Below are 18,943 nucleotides of genomic sequence, written 5' to 3'. Positions count from 1 at the left end.
AATGTGGTTGGGCATGGCTCGAGAGGGCGTTTCAGCCGTGCCGCCGGCCGCCGTGCAAGGCGGCCCCCACGGCGGTCAGGGCCGCGACGAGGACGGCCAGTGGCGGGAGACCGTAGAGGCCGCCGATCAGGACATGCTCCGGTTCGAACCGTGCGTCGGTGTGGTCGCCGCCGCAGGGCGAGAGGCCGAGCAGGAGTGTATTCTGCACCAGGGTGGCGTTCATCAGCATGGCGAGCACCGCAAGGCCGGCCAGGACGAGGCTTGATAGGCCGATCACGGCAAGGCCGCCCGTTCCACGGCTGGCCCGCCCGCGCTGCGCCGCTTGCCATGTGAGCGCGAACGAGCCCGCCACGAAGGGCAGACTGAGGAACGCGCCGGTCAGGAACGGATCGGTGTCGTTCTGCGTGCAGGTCCCGGTATAGCCCAGCCCCTGCAGGAGCGGCACGGGCAGGAACAGCAGGAGAACGAGAACGGCTGCCAAGACAGCGAGGGGCGTGCCTCAGCCCTGGCGGGCCGGGGTCGTCACGACAAGGCCGTCGAGTTCGGGCGTCACGCGGATCTGGCAGCACAGGCGCGAGGTCGCGCGCACGTCGGAGGCGAAGTCGAGCATGTCCTGCTCCATCGGCTCCGCCGGCCCGACCTTTTCGGCCCAGGCCTCGTCGACGTAGACGTGGCAGGTCGCGCAGGCGCAGGCCCCGCCGCACTCGGCATCGATGCCCGGAACGTTGTTGCGGATCGCCGTCTCCATGACGGTCGAGCCGACCTGACCGTCGATCGTGCGGGCCGTGCCGGCGTGATCGACGTAGGTGATCTTGGGCATACCTTGCTCCGGGACGTGTCGGCGTCCGCCTTCGATCCTTCAGGGGGCGGCGTGGCGCCTGCTTGCGGGTGGCGGAGTGAGAAAGCAAGCGGGAAGCCGGCGCTTTTCCGTCGCGCTGCCGCTGCAGATGCCCCCCGTCCGTTGGCCGGGCGGCGGAGCCGGCGCGGCGGCGGTCTTTCCGCCGCAGGCATCGAGGGCCGAAACGCAGCCCCTCACATCGCCCGGTCGAGGGCGGCGAGCGCGTCCAGCGTCTCGGCGACGGCGCTCCGGAGCGCCTGGAGGTCGGCCGCGTCTCCAGCGCGCGTGGTCGCCTCGCGCAACCCGGTCTCGACGGCGCCGCTCGTCTCGGCCACCCGCATCGCTCCGACCCCGAGAGCCGCACCCTTGAGGGTGTGGGCGAGGTCGGCCCGCTCCTCGGCCGGACGGCTCGCCGCCGCCAGCGCCGGCAGGAGCCGGCGGCACTGATCCTCGAACAGGCTCAACACCTCGCGCGCGAGGTCGGCATCGCCGAAGGTCTGCGCATCGAGGTGGGCACGGTCGAGCAGGGGCGCACGCTGTATCTCGAGGTCCACGTTCGTCCTCATCGTCTACTTTGACATCTGTGCTCGGGATGAAACGGCCGCTCCACCCGCCCGGCTCCCGCGAAAGAGGCGCAGCGCGGCGACCTGCCTGTGGGCCGCGCCGGCTATCCACAGCCCAGGCCGGTTTGGGCCGTACCCGTTTAAGGCTGCAAGCGTCAGAACTTGGGGCGAATGCCGGATCGCGGGACCCGGCTTGGTAACCATTCCGTTAAGGTTTCTTGGGTGCGCCGGGCCGATTGGGTATCGGGGGCATCATCCGAGGGACTAAGATCCCGTGAGACGTCGGGTAAATCCGTCTCCATTGCGGAGGGCGCGAGCTCTGCACTGGATGGCGATGCGTACGAGGGTTGCATGGCCACCGAGAAGAAGCTGAAGGATCCGGCGGAGGCCGCACTCTCCGCGATCGAGCAGGCTTTGAATCTGGACATTCCGGCGCCGGGCGACACTGCCCGGGTCGAGCCGCGGCTGCCCGATGTCGGCGACGGCGATCCGCTGGCCGATCCGTTCTCCGAGGCCGGGGGACGCCGCACCCCGACCCTCGACATCGATCCCGCCGCGTCCGATCTGCCGCTGCCCGAGCGCGGGCGCTCGCGCCGCGAGGGCGGGCTCCTGCCGCCCGACCGCTCGCTGGTGGCCAACGACGACCGCCAGAACATCGGCATCCTGCAGCAGACGCTCCGGGTGCGGCCCTCGCGCAAGCCGTACCTCGTCGCGGCGATCGCCTCGTTCTTCTGGCTCAACGGCCTCGTGGCGCTGGCCTGGAACCAGTCCGGCGGCGACCTGAAGACGTTCGTGACCGGGCTCACCGCGCTTCAGGCGGCGGTGGTGGCCACCGCCATCGCCGGGCCGATCGTGCTGTTCCTCATCACGGCGATGCTGGCCGTGCGCGCCCACGAGATGCGCCTCGTCGCCCGCGCCGTCGGCGAGGTGGCGATCCGGTTGGCCGAGCCCGAGAGCTTCTCGACCGACGCGGTGCTGACCATGTCGCAGACCGTGCGCCGCGAGGTCGCCGCCGTCGGCGACGGCGTGGAGCGGGCGCTGGCCCGCGCGGGCGAACTCGAAACGCTGGTGCGCGGAGAGATCTCGACCCTGGAGCGGGCCTATTCCGACAACGAGATCCGCATCCGCAGCCTGGTCGATGAGCTGATCGCCCAGCGCGAGTCCATCGTCGGCAGCGCCGACCGGGTGCGCGGAGCGATCGCCGGATCGCACGAGAACCTGTCGAGCGAGCTGGATGGCGCGGCCGAGCGCATCGTCGCCGCCATCAACGGCGCGGGCGAGCGCGTCACCGGGGCGCTCGACGCCCGCGGCGAGGCGATCACCAACGCGCTCGGCGAGGTCGGCGAACGGGTGGTCGGCAACGTCTCGACCCGCGGCGACGATCTGGTCCGCCAGCTCACCGCCACCAGCGAAGGCGTGCGCGGCGGCCTCGAAGAGATCGGCACCAGCCTCACCAGCGCGCTGCAGCAGCGCGCCGACGCGGTGACGCAGGCCTTCGAGCGCACCGGCGGGGCGCTCACCCGCACGCTCGCCGACAATGCGGGCGCCGTCGCCCAGAGCCTGTCCGAGACCGGCACCGGCCTGATCGAGGCGCTCGACCGCCAGGGCGGCGCCGTGCGCGAGACCTTCGAGCGCTCGACGAAGGGCCTGGAAGAGGCCTTCCTGTCGCGCGGGACCGAGCTGACCGAGCGCTTCGCCCAGACCGGCGGCGCCATCACCGCGCGCTTTGCCGAGACCGGCGAGGGCCTAAGCCGCACCTTCGCCGCCACCGGCGCGGCAATCTCCGAGGACATCGCCGTCCGCGGTGCCTCGCTGCGCACCGAGATCGAGGCGGCCGGCACCGGCGTCTCCGAATTGATCGAAGGACGCGGGCGCGACGCGCAGGCCGCCCTGGCGCTCGCCGCCGGCAGCGTGGCCGATGACTTTTCCACCCGCATCGACCGGGTCCGCGACGCGTTCCTGGCCTCCGCCACCCACGCGGCCGAGACCATGAACGGCCGCGGTCTCGAACTCGCCGCCCGTATCGAGACGGCGGCGTCGCGCGTCGATGATGTCATCGCCGTCCAGGGCGGGGCGCTCGCCTCGAACCTCGACACGGCGGGCGAGCGTGTCGCCGGCCTGATGACCGAGCGGGCGGCGCAGGCCGCCGCCACCGTCGAGCAGGCTCTGGCCGGGCTCGGCGCCAGCTTTGCTGCCAACGCGAACGGCAGCGCCGAGAGCCTGCGCGAGACCGTGGCCCGCCTGGGCAAGGATCTCGACGCCCGGACCGTTGCGGCCCATGACGGCATCCGCCGCAACACGGAGACCGCAACCGCGTCCGTCGGCGCCAGCGTCGAGGCGCTGGAGCGCCGCCTGCGCGAGGCCGCCGAGGCCATGAGCGGCCTGCTTGCCGAGCGCGCCGTGGAATCGACCGCGCGGATGCTGCACGTCGCCGAGGAGACCTCGGGAGCCGCCCAGGCGCAGAGTGCTGCCGTCACCACCCGCTTCGCCGAGGCCGCCGAGGCGCTGCGCCGCGCCGCCGACGAGGCCGCCGCCGCCGTCGAGAACCGTTCGAACGATGTGGTGGGCCGGTTCCAGGCCGCCGCCGAGCGTGTCGGGGGCGAACTCGGCAGCCGCAGCGAGGGCGCGTCGCAGGCGCTTCACGCCGCGATTCAGCGGATGGCCGACGAGCTGTCGGCCCGCAGCGCCGAGGCGACCGGTGCCCTGGCGCTCGCCGCCGCCCATGCCGGTGGCGAGATCGGCAACCGCACCGACCAGTCGATGCACGCGCTCCAGGATCTCCTGCGGCAGGTGGCCGACGAGATTTCCGTGCGCGGCGCGGAGGCCAGCGTCGCGCTGTCGCTGGCAGCGGCCCAGGCCGGTGGCGAGATCGGCAGTCGTGCCGACCAGTCGGCACAGGGTCTGCGCGACCTGCTGCGGCAGGTGCAGGACGAGATCGACGGCCGCACCGCCGAGGTGACGGACGCGCTGGCGCGGACCGCCGAGCGGGTCGGCGGCGAGGTCGGCACCCGCACCGAGGAATCGCTGCGCGCCTTGCGTGAGACGCTGGGCCGGATCGGCGACGAACTGTCCGCCCGCGGCGCCGAGACCACCGCGGCCCTGGCCCGCGCGGCCGAGCAGGCCGGCGGCGAGGTCAACAGCCGCACCGAGGCGTCGCTGCGCAGTCTGCGCGATGCCCTGTCTCAGATCGGCGAGGAGCTGTCCGCCCGCAGCACCGAGGCCACCGCGGCCCTGGCGCGCGCCGCCGAACAGGCCGGCGGCGAGGTCGGTGGCCGCACCGAGAGCGCTCTGGAGGCCCTGCGCGAGACGCTGCGCGGTCTCGGCGACGAGGTTGCCGCCCGCGGCGAGGCCACGGCACAGGCGCTGTCGCGCACCGCGGAGGGGGTCGGCTCCGAGCTGGAGACCCGTCTGGGAGCCCTGGAGGACAGTTTCGGTCGCCATGGCCGGGGCGCCGCCGCGCTCATCGCCAGCCAGTCCGACGAGGCTCAGGCCCGCCTCGAAGGCGCCAGCCGCGAGGTCGTGCTCGCCATTGCCGGCCACGTTTCGCAAGTCGGCGACACGCTGCACCGGAGCCACGCCGCCTTCGTCGAGACCGCCGACAACCGCACCCGCGCGGTTGAGGAGGCGCTGGGCAACCGGCTCGCTGCTCTGCAAGAGACCATCGCCCGCGGCGACATCCTCGCCGACCGGATCGCCGGCAACGCGCAGGCGCTCGGCGACACCCTGGATTCGCGCCTCAGCGAGATCGACCGGATCATCGCCGTGCAGGGCAATGCGCTCGCCGACTCCCTGGCCGAGCGTGCCCGCCTTGCCGGCGAGACCGTCGAGGCGCGCATCGGCGAGATGGAATCCCTCTCCGCCCGCCGCGCCGCCGAGATCGGCGAGAGCTTCGCCACGCTCGTCGGTCATGTCGACACCCGTCTGGGCGCCCGCGCCAACGCCCTCAACGAGGCGCTGGTGACCCGTGCTTCCGAGATCGCCCGCACGCTGGATGAGGGCAACCGCATCCTCACCGACGCCCTCGACCGGCGTATCGAAGGCTCCGCGCAGGACATCGCCAACCGTGGCCGCTCCGTGGGCGACGTTCTCGCCAACCGCGCTTCCGAGATCGCCGAGCGGCTCGAGCGCACGACCCAGGACCTCGCCCGCCGCCTCGACGAGGGTGCCGAGCGCCTCGATACCGGCGTGGTCGCGCGCCTCGACGCCCTCAGCGGCACGCTGGAGGAGCGCACCCGCCACCTCGACGAATCCTTCGGCATCCAGGCCCTCGAGGCGGTGCGCCTGATCGAGAGCCGCACCCGCACCATCGACGGCGAACTGACCGGCCGCATCCGTGACCTCGTCGCCCTGCTCGAGCGCCGCAGCGGTCTCGCCGTCGAAGCGCTGGGCGGCCATGTCGAGGCCATCGCCCGCTTGTTCGACGAGCGGGCCGAAAGCCTCAACCACCTGTTCGACGAGCGGGGCGGCGCGCTCGCCGCCGACCTCGACCAGCGCGGACGCGTGGCCGTCGAGGGCCTTGAAGGCCGCCTCGCCGACATCACCCAGGCCCTGGAACAGGGCGGCGCATCGCTTGGCGCCCTGCTCGACCGCCGCGGCACCGCCTTGCTCGCGACCCTGCGCGACCTCATGGGGCAGGTCGATGGCCTGCTCGGCGAGGGCACCGGCCGCCTCGGCCACGCCTTCGAGACTCAGGCCGGCGAGATCCGCACCTTGCTCGACAGCCGCGCGGACGATCTGCGCGGCCTGATGGAGGGCAGCGCCGGCCGCGTGCGCGGCGAGCTCGAAGCCGGCCTCGGCAGCTTCGAGACCGTGCTGGAAGAGCGCCTGCGCACGGTGCGTGATCTGCTCGACGCCCGCAGTGCCGAAATCCGCGACACCTTCGACCACCGCACCGACGACCTGCGCGGCCTGATGGAGGGCGGTGCCGGCCAGGTGCGCGGCGCGTTCGACACGAGCCTCGGTGTCCTGGAGACGGTGCTGGAGGAGCGCCTGCGCACGGTGCGCGAGCTGCTCGACAGCCGCAGCAGCGAGATCCGCGACACCCTCGACAGCCGCACCGGCGAGCTGCGCGGCCTCGTGGACGGCAGCGCCGGCCATGTCCGCGGCGAGTTCGAGACCGGGCTCGGCGCCCTGCGCGCCGCCCTGGAGGAGCCGGCCCGCACGGTGCAGGACCTGCTCGACAGCCGCGCGGGCGAGATCCGCGCCATGCTCGACGCCCGCAACGACGACCTGCGGACCACCTTCGAGGAGCGGGCCCGCACGGTTCAGGACATCCTCGATCACCGCACGGGTGAGATCCGCGGGCTGCTCGACGGCCATGCCGGCCGCCTCGACGAGGGCTTCCAGGGCCGCATCCTGCCGCTTCAGGCGGCTTTGACCGAGGGCGCGCGCCTGTTCGTCGAGACGCTGGAGAGCGGCATCGGTCGCGCTGCCGGCGAGGTGGATGCCCGCACGCGGGGGCTCGCCCACCTGTTCGACGAACGCCTCGGCGTCCTCGGCGACATCGTGGACGGGCGCGGCCAGCAGGTCGCGCAGACCGTCGAGACGCGGGCGCAGGAGCTGCGCGCCCTGTTCGACGAGATCCACGCCACCCTCGGTGCCCTGGTCGATGAGCGCTCGACGACGCTGACCGGTCGCCTCGAGACCCAGACCCAGGCGCTGGCGGCGGTGTTCGACGAGCGGATGCGGAGTCTCGACGGGCTCGTCGAGAGCCGCGGCGGCGACTTCGCGCGGCTCGTGGCGAACCAGGCGGCCACCCTTTCGCAGACCGTCGAGACTCGCAGCGAGGACTTCACCGCCCGCATCGACGCCCGCCTGCGCGCCTTCGCCACCGTGGTGGCGAACCGGGCCAACGCGCTGGCCGACGCCTTCGACGAACGCCAGGACGCGTACGGCGCACAGATCGATGGCGGCACGGCTCGCATGGTCGCGGCGCTCGATGAGCGCGCACGCCAGCATGCGGCCCAGTTCGAGACGGTCGAGGAGCGCCAGAAGGCGGTCGCGGCGCTGATCGAAGAGGGGACGGCCCGGATCGCGGCGACGCTGGACGAGCGCGCCCGGCAGCAATCCGCGTTCGCCGAGGCCTTCGACGGCCAGCGGGACGCCTATGCGAGCGTGATCGAGCAGGGCACCGCCCGCATGGTCGCCGTGCTCGAAGAGCGGGCGCGCCGCCACGCTGCGCAGGCGGAGACGGTGGAGGAGGGTCAGCGGGCCGTCGCGGCGCTGATCGAGGAGGGTACCGCCCGCATGGTTGCGGCTCTCGACGAACGGGCCCGGCGGCAGGCCGCCTTCGCCGAGACCCTCGACGGGCAGCGGGATGCCTATGCGAGCGTGATCGAGGAGGGCACCGCCCGGATGGTCGCTGCTCTCGACGAGCGTGCCCAGCGGCAGGCTGCCCTCACCGACGCTTTCGACGGGCAGCGCGAGGCGTATGCCAGCCTGATCGAGCAGGGCACCGCCCGCATGGTCTCCGCACTGGAAGAGCGGGCCCGCCGCCACGCGGTGTTGGCCGAGGCGTTCGATCGCCAAAAGGAGGCCTACGCGGCGCTCATCGACGGCGGCACCGCCCGGATGGTTGCGGCCCTGGACGAGCGGACCGAGCGGCAGGCTGCCCTGGCGGAGACCTTCGACGAGCGCCAGAACGCCTACGCGGCGCTCGTGGACGCTGGCATCGCCGGGATGGGCCGGATGCTGGAGGAGCGCGCCCGCCGTCACGCCGCCGAGGTCCAGGCCCGCGCCGACGCGCTGGCCGAGACCATGGATCAGCGCAACGGCGCCCTCGCTCGCATGATCGACGGACCGGCTGCGGCGCTCGCCGACGCGTTGGCCGAGCGCGAGCAAGCCCTCGACCGGCTCATCGCCGACAAGGGTGCCCCGCTGGTGGAGGCGCTGCGCGAGCGCACCGATGCCATCGTCGTCCGCACCGTCGAGTCGGCGAAAGCCCTGCGCGCGGCGCTGGACGAGGGCGCGGCGGCCTCCGCCGACACCGTCGCCCAGGCGCATGAGCGCGTCCGCCGCGACGTCGCCGGCTTCCTCACCCGGATCGAAAACGCCAATGACGGGCTGAAGGACCTCGTCGGCGGCGCCTCGGAGAATCTCGGCGCCATCGAGCAGGGGCTCGCAGCCCGCGTCGAGCAGATCCAGTCGGCCCTCGACCGGGTCGCCGCCGACACGGCGCAGGCCTCCGACCGGGTCTCGACCCAGGTCGTGGCGCTGCGCGAGGCCTCGCAGGGGGCGCTCGCCCAAGCCTCCGACCTCGCCGAGACGCTGGATGCCCGCGGCAAGGCGCTGGTGGAGCGCACCGGCACCCATGTCGGTGCCCTGTCCGAGGCCGCTGGCACCCTGGAAGCGGTGGAAGGTCGTCTCGCCGAGAGCCTGTCGAGCCGGCAGGCCGTGGTCGAGGCGGTGCTGTCGCGCCTCGAGGAGCGTAGCCAGGCCATCGAGGCCCAGACCGGCCGCTTCGGCAGCGTGGTCGAGGAGACGCTGCGCGCAGCCGAGGCCCGCGCCCGCGAACTCAGCGAGAGCGTCGCCCGCGCGGCCCGCGAGGCCGGGACCGCGGTGGCGGGCGATTTCGAGCGCCTGCGCAGCGGCGCGGACACGGAGAGCGCCCGCACGGCGGACGCGGTGCGCAGTGCCATCGAGGAGGCCTCTGCCAAGATGATGCAGAGCTTTGCCGCCGCCTCTGGCCAGTTTGGCGATTCGGTCACGCGGATGAACGCGATGGCCGCCGAGATCCGCCGCGAACTCGACGCCACCCGCGCCGACCTGCAGCGCGGCGTTCTCGACCTGCCCCGCGAGACGCAGGATGCGACGAGCGAGATGCGCCGCGTCGTGGCCGAGCAGATCGACGCGCTGAACGAGCTGTCCGCCCTGGTGGCCCGCTCGAACCGCTCGGTCGATGTCGCCCAGCCGGCGGCGCAGGCCCGCGGGGCCGAGCAGCGCCGCACGGCCGAGGCCGGCCGCGGCGTGTCGATCGCCTCGCCCGCTCCGGCCGCCGCACCCCCACCGGCCCGCACTGCGGCTCCGGCGGCGGGCCGGTCTCAGCCGGCGGCCTCCGCCCCCGTGCGTCCGGCGAGCCCGGCCGCGATCCCCGGTCCGGTCCAGGGACGGCCCAGCACCCGCGACAACCGCGGCTGGCTGTCCGATCTCCTGACTCGCGCCTCGCTCGACGACGACGGCGCCGAGGCGGTCCCAGCCCCGGCTCCGGCCGCCGCGCCCGAGGCGAAGGGACCGGTGGAGCGGATCTCGCTCGACGCGATCTCGACCGACATCGCCCGGATGGTGGATCATCAGGCTTCGGTGGAGTTCTGGCAGCGCTACCGCCAGGGCGACACGAACCTCTTCGACGGCCGCCTCTACACGACCCAGGGGCGCCAGACCTTCGAGCAGATCCAGCGCCGCTACCGGGCGGATGCCGAGTTCCGCCGCACGGTCGATCGCTATGTCGGCGAGTTCGAGCGGCTGCTCGGCGAGGTGACGAAGAACGACCGCGACACGAAGCGCGCGGACGCCTACCTCACCTCGGAGACGGGCAAGGTCTACACCATGCTGGCGCATGCCAGCGGCCGGTTCGACGAGGCCTGAGACTGATGGGTCGGAGAAGGCGGGTTCGGTGTCACCGAGCTCGCCTCAAACTCGATCGAGCGAAGTGACCAATGAAAAAGGCCCCCGTTGCGCTCAAGCACGGGGGCCTTTTTCGTACGATGGTGCTGCTCCGAGGGAGCGGCGGCGCCGGATCACTCCATCACGGCGGCCTTCATGATGACGACCATGGTCGCGCGGCCGGGCCCGTCGCCGAGGCAGCGGATGCTATGGGGGCGGTCGCAACGGTAGCGCAGGGTCTCGCCGGCATTGGCCCGCTGCACCTCGCCGGCCACATCCACCTCGAAGCTGCCCTCCAGCACCGAGAGCGACTCGACCGAGCCGCGCTGGTGCGCGTCGGATTCGAGAACCCCGCCGGCATCGGCGGTGAGGTCGTACCATTGCAGCCACTCGACGGTCTTGATCCAGCCGATGATGGCAAGTCGAACCCGGCCGTCGTCCGAGACCAGCCGCGGGGTGTCGGCGCGCGAGAATCGCTCGATGAAGGGTTCTTCGTCGGATGTGGCGAGCACCCGCTCGATCGACACGTCGAGCGCCTGGCTCAACCGCCAGATCGTCGCCAGCGTCGGGTTGGTTTCGTTGCGCTCGATCTGGCTGATGATCGACTTCGCCACACCCGATTGCTCGGCGAGTTCGGAGAGGGAGAGGTTGTAGGCCTTGCGCAGGCGCTGGATCGTCTTCCCGAGCTGGCCCGAAAGCACCTGGGCGCCGCTGACGAGATCCTTCGGCCGTCCACGCTCGAGGCTTGCCGCTATGTCCTGCATCACGTCGGTCCGCTGAAAGTGCCCGACAGAACATGCGCGCGCCGGAAACACCCTCGCGGGCGGGTCGGATCACGAAGTCTTGAGCGGGGCACCGAAAGGCGTTCCGTTATCCGAACGAGCGTTTGATCTGTCAAACGCAAAAGCCGGCGAGGGCTGATTTCGCGCGCGCGAGAGCATCTCTTGTCCGTGAGCCGGCGGCTACCTTTCCGGACGATGCTCTGGCGCCTACTGCCAGAGCGCGAAGAAGTGGTGGAGCGGACCGTGGCCATGGCCGACCGGCACCGTGTCCGCCGCGCGGATCGCTGCAGTGACGTAGGTTTTCGCGCCTCCCACCGCCTCCGCGAGGCCCTGGCCGCGGGCGAGCCCGGCCGCCACCGCCGCGGAGAGGGTGCAGCCGGTGCCGTGGTCGTTGCGGGTCTCGATGCGCGGGGCCGCGAACCGGCGCAGGGTCCCATCCGCGGCGATGAGGTGATCGACGCTTTCCCGGCCCTCGCCGTGGCCGCCCTTGATCAGCACCGCCCGCGCGCCGCGCGCCAGCAGCCGCCGCCCCTGCGCCACCGCCTCGTTCTCGTGCCCCGCTTCCCCCTCGTCGAGCAGGGTCGCGGCTTCGGGCAGGTTGGGGGTGATGACGGTGACCAGCGGCATCAGCTCGCTGCGTAAGGTTTCGACGGCTTCCTGCGAGATCAACCGGTCGCCGCTGGTGGCCACCATCACCGGGTCGAGCACCACCGGGATGCCGGTGGCGTGCCGCCGCAGACCCTCGGCCACCGCCCGGATGGTCTCGGGCCGCGAGAGCATGCCGATCTTCACCGCCCCCACCGCGAGGTCGGAGAACACCGAGTCGATCTGCGCGGCTACGAAATCGGCGGGCACGTCGTGGATCGCCTGCACCCCGCGGGTGTTCTGGGCCGTGAGTGCCGTAATGACGCTGGCGCCGTAGACGCGCAGGGCCGCGAAGGTCTTGAGGTCGGCCTGGATGCCGGCGCCCCCGCTCGAATCCGAGCCGGCAATGGTCAGGGCGATGGCAGTCATAGGCGTCTTCCCTCGTCTGTTTTTGTCGATGGTCCGCTTCTTCTGGTCTTAACGCGGGCTCGTGCTCCCGCGCTGGCCCAGCGCCTCATCGACCCGTGCAAGCAGATCCCGCGCCTTGGCTTCGGTCGCACCACCTTTGAACAGGGCTCCGATCAGGGCCACCCCGTCGGCCCCGGCCCGGATGACGGAGGCGGTGTTGCTGGCATCGATCCCGGCGATCGCGCCGAGCGGCAGGGTCTGGCCACGGGCGAGCCGGGCGCGGAACACGATCCGCTGCAACCCGTCGAGCCCGACCGGCGGGTCCGGGTTGTCCTTGCTGGTGGTGGCGAACACGCCACCGATGCAGGCGTAGTCGATGGGAAGCCGGTAGAGTTCGTCGGCCTGGGCGCCGGTCTTCACGGTGAGCCCGATGATGGCGCGCGGGCCGAGCAGGCGGCGTGCATCCTCCGGGTGGAGATCCGACTGGCCGAGATGCACGCCCTCGACGCCGGCCGCCAGCGCGAGATCGACCCGGTCGTTGACGAGGAGCGGCGCGCGGCCGGCGAGAGCCTCACGGATCGCCCTGATCCGTGCGAGGGCCGCGCGGGCGTCGGTCAGATCCTTGTCGCGATACTGGAGCAGGGTGGCGCCACCGGCCACCGCCTCCGCCGCCAGGGTGGCCAGCGTGTCGGCATCGCCCCCCAGCACGCCGACATCGAGGATGCCGTAGAGGCGCAGGTCCACGGCGACGCCCGCCGACGGCCGGGACAAACCGAGCCCTGTTCCACTGCCCATGCCCGCTCCCTTCATGAAACCGCCTTTCGATCTAGCAGGATCGTCCTGCCGCGGCGACCTTGCCGGTGACCGCCGCAGCACTCTCCTGCGGATGAGACCGGAGGTTCCGTTGACGGTGCCGGTGCCGATCCGGCAAGACCGGAATGCGGGCCGGAACCGCTTCCACCGCCGAGGGGATGCCCGAGGAGAGGGGCTGAAGGCCGACGAACGCATGAGCACGGCCGAACTGGGTGTGATAGCCGCCACGGCGGACAAGGCGACGCGCGCCGCCAGCGCTTCGTCCGTGGGGCTCGTCGCCGTGATCGTCGCGGCGACGGACGGCGAGCCGCGCGCGCTCACCGTGCAGGTCGGCGGACAAGCCGAGGGCCGCGAGAGCGCCCTGCCCGCCGGGCCGCTGGTGCCCGAGCACGCCACCCTGGAGCGGGGTCTTCGCGCCTGGGTCGAGCAGCAGACGCATCAGCGCCTCGGTTATGTCGAGCAGCTCTACACCTTCGGCGACCGTGATCGGGAGGGCGGGCAGCACGACGTGCATCTGCTCTCGGTGGCCTATCTCGCCCTGGTGCGCGAGCTGCGCCCGGCGGGACTTGCGGAAGCCGCGTGGCGCAACTGGTACCGCTACTTGCCGTGGGAGGATTTCCGCGAGGGACGGCCCCCGGCGCTCGCCGAGATCGAGCCGCGCCTGATGGCCTGGGTCGCCGCCGCCTCCGATCCGAAGCTCCGGCGCATGCGCGAGGACCGCGTCGGGCTGAGTTTCGGGATCGGGGGCGCCTGGAACGAGGAGCGGGTTCTGGAGCGCTACGAATTGCTGTTCGAGGCGGGGTTGATCCCCGAAGCCAACGGCCAGAATGGCGCCGCCGTGCCCGACGACCTCGCGATCACCGGCCAGCCGATGGCCCACGACCATCGCCGGGTGCTCGCCACGGCGATCGGCCGTCTGCGCGGCAAGATCAAGTATCGCCCGGTGGTGTTCGAGTTGATGCCGCCGGCCTTCACGCTGCTTCAGCTCCAGCGCACGGTCGAGGCGCTCTCGGGCATTCGGCTGCACAAGCAGAACTTCCGCCGCCTCGTGGCGCAACAGGGACTCGTCGAGGAGACCGAGACGCTCACCAGCGGCAATGCCGGGCGACCGGCCCGACTGGTGCGCTTCCGCCGGGAGGTTCTCCTCGAGCGCCCCGCCCCCGGCGTTCGGCTCACACCGACGCGGCGAACGGTCTGACGCTCCGGCCTCACACCTCCGCAAGGCCGGTATCGAGCGTCCGGGGATACCCTATCCCTCGAAGATGCGACCGAACTGTTCGGGGCAGCCGGCCACAAGCGTCGGCGCCAGGGGGAGGTCGGCCCGGGTGCACAGGCTGAATCCGTAATAGGGCGTCAGCATCTCGATCTCGGGCACGCAGACCCAGAGTCGAACCAGCGACCCATGCTCGACCACGCTGACGAGAAGCATCCGACGCGTGCGATCGAAGGAGACCGCTTGTTCGCGAAACAGAAGTTCGACCGAACGGACGTCATCGGTCGCGACCCGCTTATGTGCCCAAAGCATCGGCAAATGCCCTCCAATTGGGCGTTTGCCGGCTCGGCATCGGTCGTTCAAGCGATCTGAACGCAGACCAGCTGCCAGGACTGCCTACGGATTAAGCTTTTATCGAGATCGTCTTGTGCCTTGTGGCTCGTCACGCCCGCCGCACAGTGTTGCGGAGCGCGCCGAAGCCACGCTGACGGAGCCGAGCGCCAGCGCCCGGCTCCTCTGAGACCGGAACTCCGTCGAGATGCTGGGTGCCATCGGACGCAGTCCGGGCCCGGCACCGCCGAGCCCGTGTCGACCAAGCGGATCTTTACTTGGGCTCAAGCGTCCTTCTTGCGGCGCGGAGCGCGGCGCTTCTTTTCCGCAGCGGGTTCCGGCTCGGCAGCCACCGGCTCGGGGGCTGCCTCGGTTTCCGCCACCGGCTCGGCGATCCGGCGACGCTGCTGACCCAGGCCGAGCGCACGCGCCAGCTCGGAGCGCTGCTCCGAATAGCTCGCCGAGGTCATGGGGTAATCGTTGGGAAGGCCCCATTTCGCCCGATACTGTTCCGGCGAGAGACCGCGCAGGGTGAGATGGCGGCGCAGCGTCTTATAGGGCTTGCCGTCCTCGAAGCTGACCAGAAAGTCGTGGCTGATCGACTTGCGGATTTCCTGCGGCGTTGCCTTGGGCGGCCCGGTCTCCGCGGTGGGGCGGCCGCTCAGGCTGACCGAGCGAATCGCCTCATGCACTTCCCCAAGCAGTTTCGGCAACTCGGCGCTCTGGACGTGATTGTTGCTGACATAAGCAGACACGACATCGGCCGTGAGGGTAACGAGACGGGCTGTCTCCGCATCCTGTTCACTGGTTTCCATGGTGCAATCTTCTATGAGGGGGCTTTAGCTGAATGACGGTAAGCTCAGGGCCGCGCTGGAGCAAGACATCGCGCCTGAATTCGAGCGCAGTCAGGTCGAACAGAACTGGGTGTGGCGTGTGTTTCTATGCAAATCGAATGGAAAAAACGCCGATCTCGGCCTGAGAAAAAAAAGGATTATGCCCACCTTATAGGTGATCGTGATCATCTGAATGATCTCAAGGAAATATTTCAAATGATAGAAAGTTCGTGATCACATTTTGGAAAATGTTGACGTTTCAAAGAGTTGAGATTTTAAAAGGTTGTTGGATTCCCTTGGCGGCATGACAGGCCTGCCGGCTAAGTGCCGATCGCGCACGTCGCGGTGCCGGAGATACGCCTCAGTTGCGACACCCTGCCGCGGGACTGCGTATTTTCTGTGGATTGCCGAAGGCTGCACCGGTTCGACTCGGAATATCCGGCGCGCGAAAGCGTCTTCCGTCAGTTCTCCACCGGTGCGGTGTGACTGTCACAGTCCTGATCCGTGAGGCTGATTGCCAAAAGACGGACGACAACCGGGCAGCCGTCCTGTCGATTGGCTGATGACGCGCGGACGATTCGGTGGAAGCGTGTTTCTACGCCAAGTTCGCGTTGTTTATGAGGTGACGCGACCGGCTCGACGCAGAAGACTTGAGCGATATCCGACGCTCCATTTGGGGAGCGGATCGCTCCTCATGCTCCACGCGGACGCATCGCTTGTTCAGGCCGTGCTTTGCATGCTGAACGACGCGAGCGATGGATCTCGTGCCGACTCCAACGGGCAGCAACCGGCCTTCGGACGACGTCCCTCGCTTTGCATCCGACCTGTTGGCATCAGGCTGGCGCCTCTCGGTCTGCGCTTTGGATCATCGGGCCAAGTCAAACTTCACGGGCGCCGTTCCGACAGGCGCGGACCGCGCGTGTCGGGTTTTCATCCAGCAATTGGCCGGAGCGTATTCGAGCTGAAGCGTCCCAGGGGTCAGGCGAGGCCGAGCATGAGACCGAGATTCTGCACCGCGGCGCCCGAGGCGCCCTTGCCCAGGTTGTCGAGGCGGCCGACCAGTACGGCTTGGCCGTAATCGTTGGAGCCGAACACCCGTAATTCGAGCCGGTCGGTGTCGTTGAGGGCCTCCGGTTCGAGACGTTCACGGTGGGCGCCCTCCTCCGCGCCGCGCACGACCGTCACCAGCGGTGAGCCCGCGTACCAATCGGCCAACGCCTCCTCCAGATCGCCGGGCTTGGGCTGGCCGGGCAGCGCGCCGAGATGCAGCGGAATGCTGACCAGCATGCCCTGGCGGAAGTTGCCGACGGAGGGGATGAAGATCGGCCGCCGGGTGAGCCGGCTATAGGCTTCGATTTCCGGCAAGTGTTTGTGGCCGAAGCCGAGCCCGTAGAGTTGGAACGGGGCACCCTCCCCGCGCTCGTAGCTCTCGATCATGCTGCGGCCGCCGCCGCTGTAGCCGCTCACCGCATTGATGCTGACGGAATGATCCGACGGGATCAGGCCGCGCTCCACCAGCGGGCGCAGCAATGCGATCGCCCCGGTCGGGTAGCAGCCGGGATTGGCGACCCGGCGCGCGGCGCGGATCGTATCGGCTTGGTCCGGCGTCATCTCGGCAAATCCGTAGGCCCAGCCCGGCGTGATACGGTGGGCGGTGCTGGCATCGAGCAGCTTCGGGCCGCCGCCGGGCAGGCTGTCGGCGAGTGCTGCGGTCTCGCGAGAGGCGTCGTCGGGCAGGCAGAGTACGGCGAGATCGACCTCTTCGAGGATCGCCCGTTTCACCCCTGCATCCTTGCGGCTCTCCAGCGGGATGCTGACGAGGCGCACCCGGCCCTCGCGCTCCAGGCGCTCGCGGATGCCGAGACCGGTGGTGCCGACCTCTCCGTCGATGAACACCTTCGGGGCGCTGAGGCCGTCGGACATCGCAGATTCCTCGCTCGGCCCCGATCCGGGCCGGCCTGTCACAGGGTTTGCCGAGCGTTCCCGGCCGCATCGGGCACGCTCGAAAAGATGCGTCTTCGGTGGCGCGGAGGTGGAAGCTTCGTCCGCCCCTGTCAACGCCCCTCCGTTGCCGCTTGCGGCCTTGCCCCATCCTCCGGTGGACGGGAACGGCGCGGTCGGAACTCACGATGACGCCTCCTGTTGACAGCCGAATGTCGCTCAGGAGGCAAAACCGATGTCGGGCACGGCGAAGAAGACCGATCCGAAGCTGTGGGAGAAGGTGAAGGAGGAGATCACCGAATCCTCCAAGGGCGGCAAGCCCGGCCAGTGGTCCGCCCGCAAGGCGCAGATGGCCACCAGCGAGTACAAGAAGGAGGGTGGTGGCTACGTCGGCAAGAAGTCCGACGACAACGGTTTGAAGCAATGGACCGATGAGGAATGGGACACCAAGTCGGGCAAGGAGAGCGGCAAGACCGGCGAGCGCTATCTGCCCAAGAAGGCGCGGGAGAAGCTGTCCGACTCAGAGTACAGCCGCTCGACCGCGAAGAAGCGCGCCGATTCCGCCACGGGCAAGCAGCACTCGAAGCAGCCTGCGGATGTGGCGAAGAAAGCAGCCTCTGCCCGCAAGACCGGCGGTAAGGCCGGCAAGACATCGGACAAGGGTGGAAGCGCCGGCATGACGAAGTCCGAACTGATGCAGCGGGCGCGCAAGCAGGACATTCCCGGCCGCTCGAAGATGACCAAGGGTGAACTGGAGCGCGCCCTGACCACTTGATCGTATCGCCGGGGTGATGGGCCGGGGAGGTGCTCGATCCTCCCCGCCCTGTTTCAGGAACGCTTCTCGGCGCCGACCACGACGAAGCCCTGGCGCTCGAACAGCGGGCGCGCCGCAAGGCTGCGCAGGAAGCCGAGGAAGGAGGCGGCGCGCTCCGCCTGGCCCGCATCCTTGGTCAGCGCGGCCGGGTAGACGATCGGCGGGTGGCTGTCGGCGGGGAAGGTCGCCACGACCTCGACGCCCGGATCGCTCGCCGCATCCGTTGCATAGACGATGCCCAGGGGGGCCTCACCGCGGGAGACGAGCAGCAGGGCCGCGCGCACGTTCTCGGCCTGCGCGACCTGTCCCTTCACACGGTCCCAGGCGCCGAGCTTTTCGAGGGCGGCCCGGCCGTACTTGCCCGCGGGCACCGCCTCGACATTGCCCATGGCGAGACGCCCACCGGCCAGGGCGGCGGAGAGATCGGTGCCGGGCTCTAGCGTGACCCGCAGGCCTGCCCCCTTTGCCGCCACGAGGACGATGGCGTTGCGCAGCAGGTTGACGCGGCTCTCGGAGCGGATCGTGCCGTTCTTCGCGGCATAATCCATCCAGGCGAGGTCGGCGGAGATGAAGAGGTCGGCCGGCGCACCGGCCTCGATCTGCTTGGCCAGCACATTGGAGCCGGCATAGGAGATCCGGGCCGTGCCGCCCGTCGCCTTCGCCCACGCGGCGGCGGCTTCGTCCAGGGCGTTCTTGAGGCTGGCGGCGGCAAAGACCACGACCGGTTCGTCCGCGGCGCGGGCGGCGAAGGGCGGGGCCGCGAGGGCGAGCAGCAGGCCGGCCATCATGGCGCGGCGGGTCCGGACGAAGCGGGACGGCATCATGACGACTCCCCTGGTCGTGCCGGGCTGCCGCCGCTGCGCCGGCTCTATCGAGCCGTGGCCACGCCGGACGAACGCCCCGCACCTGACGCCGGTTTTAGCCCGCCTGGGATACCCCTGTCATCGTCCGGAAATCGAGGAGGTGCCCCTCTTCGGGGTCAGTCGTCGGACGGACCGGCCGCCGACACTTCGGGCTCGTCGGCGGTGAAGCCCTCCAGCCAATCAAGGCTCTCCTGCGAGCCCGCCTCGTAGGGATTGGCCGCATCGGGCCCGCCTACCGCCTTGGCAGCTTTGCCCTCTTCGAAGATCTTGCTCGATACCACGGCCATCGACCGATCCTTTCTCGATGCCGGTCCGGAGGGTTCCGGGCCGGGATATGCGGACAGGAAGTGGCCCGGCGC

Annotated in this window: 14 protein-coding genes; 3 read left to right on the top strand and 11 right to left on the bottom strand. The window is 70.4% G+C overall.

Going from position 1 to position 18,943, the window contains the following annotated elements:
• Positions 1-31 precede the first annotated feature (31 nt).
• From J2W78_RS06480 to J2W78_RS06470, 3 genes are all read right to left on the bottom strand, one after another.
• A complete protein-coding gene (locus J2W78_RS06480) occupies positions 32-481 on the bottom strand; it encodes a hypothetical protein (RefSeq protein ID WP_253369053.1) in 450 nt (149 codons plus the stop codon).
• Between the two features lie 18 nt (positions 482-499).
• Positions 500-820 carry a 2Fe-2S iron-sulfur cluster-binding protein gene (locus J2W78_RS06475; RefSeq protein ID WP_253369051.1) on the bottom strand — a complete coding sequence of 107 codons (321 nt, stop codon included), beginning with the start codon at positions 818-820 and terminating at the stop codon, positions 500-502.
• 212 nt (positions 821-1,032) lie between these two features.
• A complete protein-coding gene (locus J2W78_RS06470) occupies positions 1,033-1,392 on the bottom strand; it encodes an Hpt domain-containing protein (protein WP_253369049.1) in 360 nt (119 codons plus the stop codon).
• Between the two features lie 360 nt (positions 1,393-1,752).
• Between J2W78_RS06470 and J2W78_RS06465 the strand changes: the two genes are divergently transcribed.
• Positions 1,753-9,984, top strand: a complete 8,232-nt coding sequence (locus tag J2W78_RS06465; RefSeq protein ID WP_253369048.1) for a hypothetical protein — start codon at positions 1,753-1,755, stop codon at positions 9,982-9,984.
• Between the two features lie 152 nt (positions 9,985-10,136).
• On the opposite strand, the gene J2W78_RS06460 is transcribed toward J2W78_RS06465, so the two are convergent.
• The 3 genes from J2W78_RS06460 to thiE all read right to left on the bottom strand — a co-directional run bounded on the left by J2W78_RS06460 (position 10,137) and on the right by thiE (position 12,572).
• Positions 10,137-10,766 (bottom strand): helix-turn-helix domain-containing protein, encoded by a 630-nt coding sequence (locus J2W78_RS06460; protein WP_253369046.1) that lies wholly within the window; start codon positions 10,764-10,766, stop codon positions 10,137-10,139.
• A 225-nt stretch (positions 10,767-10,991) separates the two neighbouring features.
• Positions 10,992-11,798, bottom strand: a complete 807-nt coding sequence (gene thiD, locus J2W78_RS06455; protein ID WP_253369044.1) for a bifunctional hydroxymethylpyrimidine kinase/phosphomethylpyrimidine kinase — start codon at positions 11,796-11,798, stop codon at positions 10,992-10,994.
• A 48-nt stretch (positions 11,799-11,846) separates the two neighbouring features.
• Positions 11,847-12,572 carry a thiamine phosphate synthase gene (gene thiE / locus J2W78_RS06450; RefSeq protein WP_253373982.1) on the bottom strand — a complete coding sequence of 242 codons (726 nt, stop codon included), beginning with the start codon at positions 12,570-12,572 and terminating at the stop codon, positions 11,847-11,849.
• 109 nt (positions 12,573-12,681) lie between these two features.
• On the opposite strand from thiE, the gene J2W78_RS06445 reads away from it, so the two are divergent.
• On the top strand, positions 12,682-13,788 hold the full coding sequence (locus J2W78_RS06445) for an NUDIX hydrolase (protein ID WP_253369042.1): 1,107 nt from the start codon (positions 12,682-12,684) through the stop codon (positions 13,786-13,788).
• Between the two features lie 51 nt (positions 13,789-13,839).
• Here J2W78_RS06445 and J2W78_RS06440 read toward each other — a convergent pair whose 3' ends face one another.
• The 3 genes from J2W78_RS06440 to argC all read right to left on the bottom strand — a co-directional run bounded on the left by J2W78_RS06440 (position 13,840) and on the right by argC (position 16,889).
• Entirely contained in the window at positions 13,840-14,019 is a 180-nt protein-coding gene (locus J2W78_RS06440; RefSeq protein ID WP_253369040.1) for a hypothetical protein, read from the bottom strand.
• A gap of 398 nt (positions 14,020-14,417) precedes the next feature.
• The gene (locus tag J2W78_RS06435) at positions 14,418-14,948 is read right to left on the bottom strand and encodes a MucR family transcriptional regulator (protein WP_253369038.1); all 531 of its coding nucleotides are present in this window, start codon (positions 14,946-14,948) and stop codon (positions 14,418-14,420) included.
• A 996-nt stretch (positions 14,949-15,944) separates the two neighbouring features.
• Positions 15,945-16,889 (bottom strand): N-acetyl-gamma-glutamyl-phosphate reductase, encoded by a 945-nt coding sequence (gene argC / locus J2W78_RS06430; RefSeq protein WP_253369037.1) that lies wholly within the window; start codon positions 16,887-16,889, stop codon positions 15,945-15,947.
• 253 nt (positions 16,890-17,142) lie between these two features.
• Here argC and J2W78_RS06425 point away from each other — a divergent pair, with 253 nt between their 5' ends.
• Positions 17,143-17,682, top strand: coding sequence for a DUF5872 domain-containing protein (locus J2W78_RS06425; protein WP_253369035.1), 540 nt, complete (start codon positions 17,143-17,145; stop codon positions 17,680-17,682).
• Positions 17,683-17,735: 53 nt separating this feature from the next.
• On the opposite strand, the gene modA is transcribed toward J2W78_RS06425, so the two are convergent.
• Positions 17,736-18,545: a molybdate ABC transporter substrate-binding protein gene (modA, locus tag J2W78_RS06420; RefSeq protein WP_253369033.1), complete on the bottom strand. Its 810-nt coding sequence runs from the start codon at positions 18,543-18,545 to the stop codon at positions 17,736-17,738.
• 155 nt (positions 18,546-18,700) lie between these two features.
• Entirely contained in the window at positions 18,701-18,871 is a 171-nt protein-coding gene (locus J2W78_RS06415; protein WP_253369032.1) for a hypothetical protein, read from the bottom strand.
• Between the last annotated feature and the right edge of the window lie 72 nt (positions 18,872-18,943).

Source organism: Methylorubrum extorquens (genome assembly GCF_024169925.1).
In the GTDB taxonomy this organism is placed as follows: domain Bacteria; phylum Pseudomonadota; class Alphaproteobacteria; order Rhizobiales; family Beijerinckiaceae; genus Methylobacterium; species Methylobacterium extorquens_A.
The sequence above is the reverse complement of the archived record's forward strand: the minus strand, read 5'-3'. Positions and strand labels throughout refer to the sequence as shown.